Source organism: Sinomonas sp. (genome assembly GCF_036848755.1).
In the GTDB taxonomy this organism is placed as follows: domain Bacteria; phylum Actinomycetota; class Actinomycetes; order Actinomycetales; family Micrococcaceae; genus Sinomonas.
Window position 1 is genome coordinate 1 of record NZ_DAIUJO010000205.1, and the last position, 3,250, is coordinate 3,250.

The 3,250-nt window shown below is 63.8% G+C and carries 4 protein-coding genes; 3 read left to right on the forward strand and 1 reads right to left on the reverse strand.

What is annotated here, in order from left to right; translation table 11 throughout:
* On the forward strand, positions 1-214 hold a 214-nt coding region (locus V7053_RS18425), incomplete at its 5' end, for an LGFP repeat-containing protein (protein ID WP_443022667.1).
* Between the two features lie 116 nt (positions 215-330).
* Here the strand turns inward: V7053_RS18425 and rfbA are convergent.
* A complete protein-coding gene (rfbA, locus tag V7053_RS18430) occupies positions 331-1,191 on the reverse strand; it encodes a glucose-1-phosphate thymidylyltransferase RfbA (protein ID WP_334173707.1) in 861 nt (286 codons plus the stop codon).
* A 56-nt stretch (positions 1,192-1,247) separates the two neighbouring features.
* Between rfbA and rfbB the strand changes: the two genes are divergently transcribed.
* On the forward strand, positions 1,248-2,246 hold the full coding sequence (gene rfbB / locus V7053_RS18435; protein ID WP_334173708.1) for a dTDP-glucose 4,6-dehydratase: 999 nt from the start codon (positions 1,248-1,250) through the stop codon (positions 2,244-2,246).
* A partial coding sequence (locus tag V7053_RS18440; protein ID WP_334173709.1) for a dTDP-4-dehydrorhamnose 3,5-epimerase family protein occupies positions 2,243-3,250 on the forward strand: 1,008 nt, incomplete at its 3' end. The genes rfbB and V7053_RS18440, both read left to right, overlap by 4 nt.

Here is a 3,250-nt window from a genome sequence, read left to right on the forward strand (position 1 = left end):
CCAGAACGGCGCGATCATCTGGTCCCAGGCTTCCGGAGCCCAGCTCTCGCCCAACGGGCCGATCCGCACCTACTGGCTCAACTCCGGCGCTGAACGGGGCCGTTACGGATATCCGACATCGGGCCAGACGTGCAACAGCACTGCGAGCTCGTGCTCACAGTCGTTCCAAGGCGGGACGATCTCCTGGAGCAGCACTTCAGGGATCAAGGGCTGACATGTAGGTTCAGCCGACGTCCCGACGAGACAAGCCATAAGGGAGGGGCCTTCCACCGCTCGAAGCGGTGGAAGGCCCCTCCCTTTCGTCGAGCCCGCTGGGCCCGGCCCGGCGGATCAGCCGAGCAGTTCAAGCAGATAGCGCCCGTAGCCGCTCTTCACGAGGGGTTCGGCCCGCGAACGGAGCTCATCGTCCGAGAGGAACCCGAGGCGCCACGCGATCTCCTCGGGCGCACCGATCTTGAGTCCTTGACGATTCTCGACAGTCCGGATGAAGTTCGAGGCGTCGTTGAGGTCGCTGAAAGTCCCGGTGTCGAGCCATGCAGTGCCGCGAGGAAGCACCTCGACCTTCAGCTTCCCGGCCTCGAGGTAGGTCCGGTTGACATCCGTGATCTCGAGCTCGCCGCGGTCGGAGGGCTTGAGCGACTTCGCTATCCCCACGACGTCGTTGTCATAGAAGTAGAGTCCCGGGACTGCGTAGTTGCTTTTCGGCTTTGCGGGCTTCTCCTCAAGCGAGACCGCCTTGCCGCCGCCGTCGAACTCCACCACACCGTATGCGGTCGGATCCTTGACCCAGTAACCGAAGACGGCAGCGCCATCGATGTTCTCATGGCGCCGGAGCTGGGTGCCCATACCGGGCCCGTAGAAGATGTTGTCACCGAGGACAAGCGCGACGGTCTCAGCGCCGATGTGGTCCTCTCCTAGGATGAAGGCTTGGGCGAGGCCATCAGGCGAGGGCTGCTGGACATAGGTGATGCTGATGCCGAACCGGGACCCATCGCCGAGGAGCCGCTCGAAGGATTCTGCGTCGTGCGGTGTAGTGATGACGAGGATGTCCCTGATCCCCGCGAGGATCAAGGTGGAGAGCGGATAGTAAATCATGGGCTTGTCGTACACGGGAACCAATTGCTTGCTCACCCCCAGTGTGATCGGGTGAAGCCGGGATCCGGTGCCGCCTGCCAAGATGATTCCACGCATGCTCCCCATGATCCCTAGGCCCGAGTGCCCATGCCAAATCCGGTATTTTAGGACTCATGCAGCGACTCCTCGTCACCGGCGGCGCCGGGTTCATCGGCTCGAACTTCGTCCACTATGTCCTGAGCCACACGGACCACCACGTCACGGTCCTGGACAAGCTGACGTATGCGGGCAATCTCGAGTCCCTCAAGGGGCTCCCAGGGCAGCGGTTCCGCTTCATCAAGGGGGATATCGGTGATGCCGCCCTCGTCGACGAGCTCGTCAGTGCGGCAGACGCCGTCGTCCATTACGCGGCGGAAAGCCACAACGACAACTCGCTTCACAACCCACGGCCCTTCCTGGACACGAACATCGTCGGCACGTACACGCTCATCGAAGCGGCGAGGAAGCACGGCACGCGTTTCCATCACATCTCCACCGACGAGGTCTATGGCGACCTCGAACTCGGCGACCCGGCACGCTTCACCGAGCAGACTCCGTACAACCCGTCGAGCCCCTACTCGTCAACGAAGGCCGGCTCGGACCTCCTCGTGCGTGCGTGGGTGCGCTCCTTCGGCCTGCAGGCGACGATCAGCAACTGCTCGAACAACTACGGCCCGTATCAGCACGTGGAGAAGTTCATCCCCCGCCAGATCACGAATGTCCTCGACGGCATCCGGCCCAAGCTCTACGGCAAGGGCGAGAACGTGCGGGATTGGATCCACGCGGACGACCACTCTTCGGCGGTCCTGACGATCCTGGAGAAGGGGCGCATCGGCGAGACGTATCTCATCGGTGCGGATGGAGAGAAGGACAACAAGTCCGTCGTCGAACTCATCCTCAAGGCGATGGGACAGCCGGCAGACGCCTACGATCACGTCGTGGACCGACCCGGCCACGACCTGCGCTACGCGATCGACTCGACTAAGCTCCGCAAGGAGCTGGGATGGCTGCCCCAGTACCAGGACTTCGAAGCGGGGTTGGAGGCTACTGTCCAGTGGTACCGCGACAACGAGGCCTGGTGGCGTCCGCAGAAGGCCGAGACCGAGGCGAAGTACAAGGAGCAGGGCCAATGACGGCGTCAGAGCACGGCATCGAGTTCTCCAAGTCCCTCGCGGCGCACGAGACGCCCATTCCCGGCGTCGTCCTCTACGACCTCCCGGTGCACGGCGACAACCGCGGCTGGTTCAAGGAGAACTGGCAGCGGGAGAAGATGGTGGCTCTCGGGATGCCGGACTTCGGTCCGGTCCAGAACAACATCTCCTTCAACGAGAAGGCCGGGACGACTCGGGGCATCCATGCCGAGCCATGGGACAAATACGTCTCGGTGGCCACCGGGCGGATCTTCGGTGCCTGGGTCGATTTGCGCGAAGGCCCGAGCTTCGGCTCGGTGTTCACGGCCGAACTCGACCCCTCGAAGGCGATCTTCATCCCTCGCGGCGTCGGGAACGCGTTCCAGACGCTCGAGGATGGCACCGCCTACACCTATCTCGTCAATGACCACTGGTCCGCCGACGCGCAGAGCCAGTACACGTTCCTCAATCTCTCCGACGAGACGGTCTCGATCCCGTGGCCCATCCCCCTCGAGCACGCGGAGCTCTCTGACAAAGACCGCGCGCATCCCCGCCTTGCGGACGTCACTCCGATGGCCCCCCGCAAGACGCTCGTCCTAGGCGCTGACGGCCAGCTCGGTCGTGCCCTCCGAGAGGCGTACGACGGCGATGCCACCGTTGAATTCGTTGGTCGCCACGAGTTCGACTTGGCTGATCCTGGCGCCTACACGGGACGGAACTGGAAGAACTACTCGACGATCATCAACGCGGCCGCGTACACGGCGGTCGACAAGGCCGAGACGGCCGAGGGCCGTCGGGCTGCCTGGGCCATCAACGTGAGTGCCGTCGCCCAGCTCGCACGGGTCGCCGTCGAGCACCGGCTCACACTCGTCCATGTCTCGAGTGACTATGTCTTCGACGGCACGGCGGAGGTCCACCCAGAGGACGAACCGTTCTCCCCTCTCGGCGTCTACGGGCAGACGAAGGCCGCGGGCGACGCCGTGGTATCGGTCGTCCCGCGCCACTAC

Bases quoted from the DNA above. Each gene is read 5' to 3' on its own strand.
- rfbA (WP_334173707.1), bottom strand. From the start codon at position 1,191: ATGCGTGGAATCATCTTGGCAGGCGGCACCGGATCCCGGCTTCACCCG.
- rfbB (WP_334173708.1), top strand. From the start codon at position 1,248: ATGCAGCGACTCCTCGTCACCGGCGGCGCCGGGTTCATCGGCTCGAAC.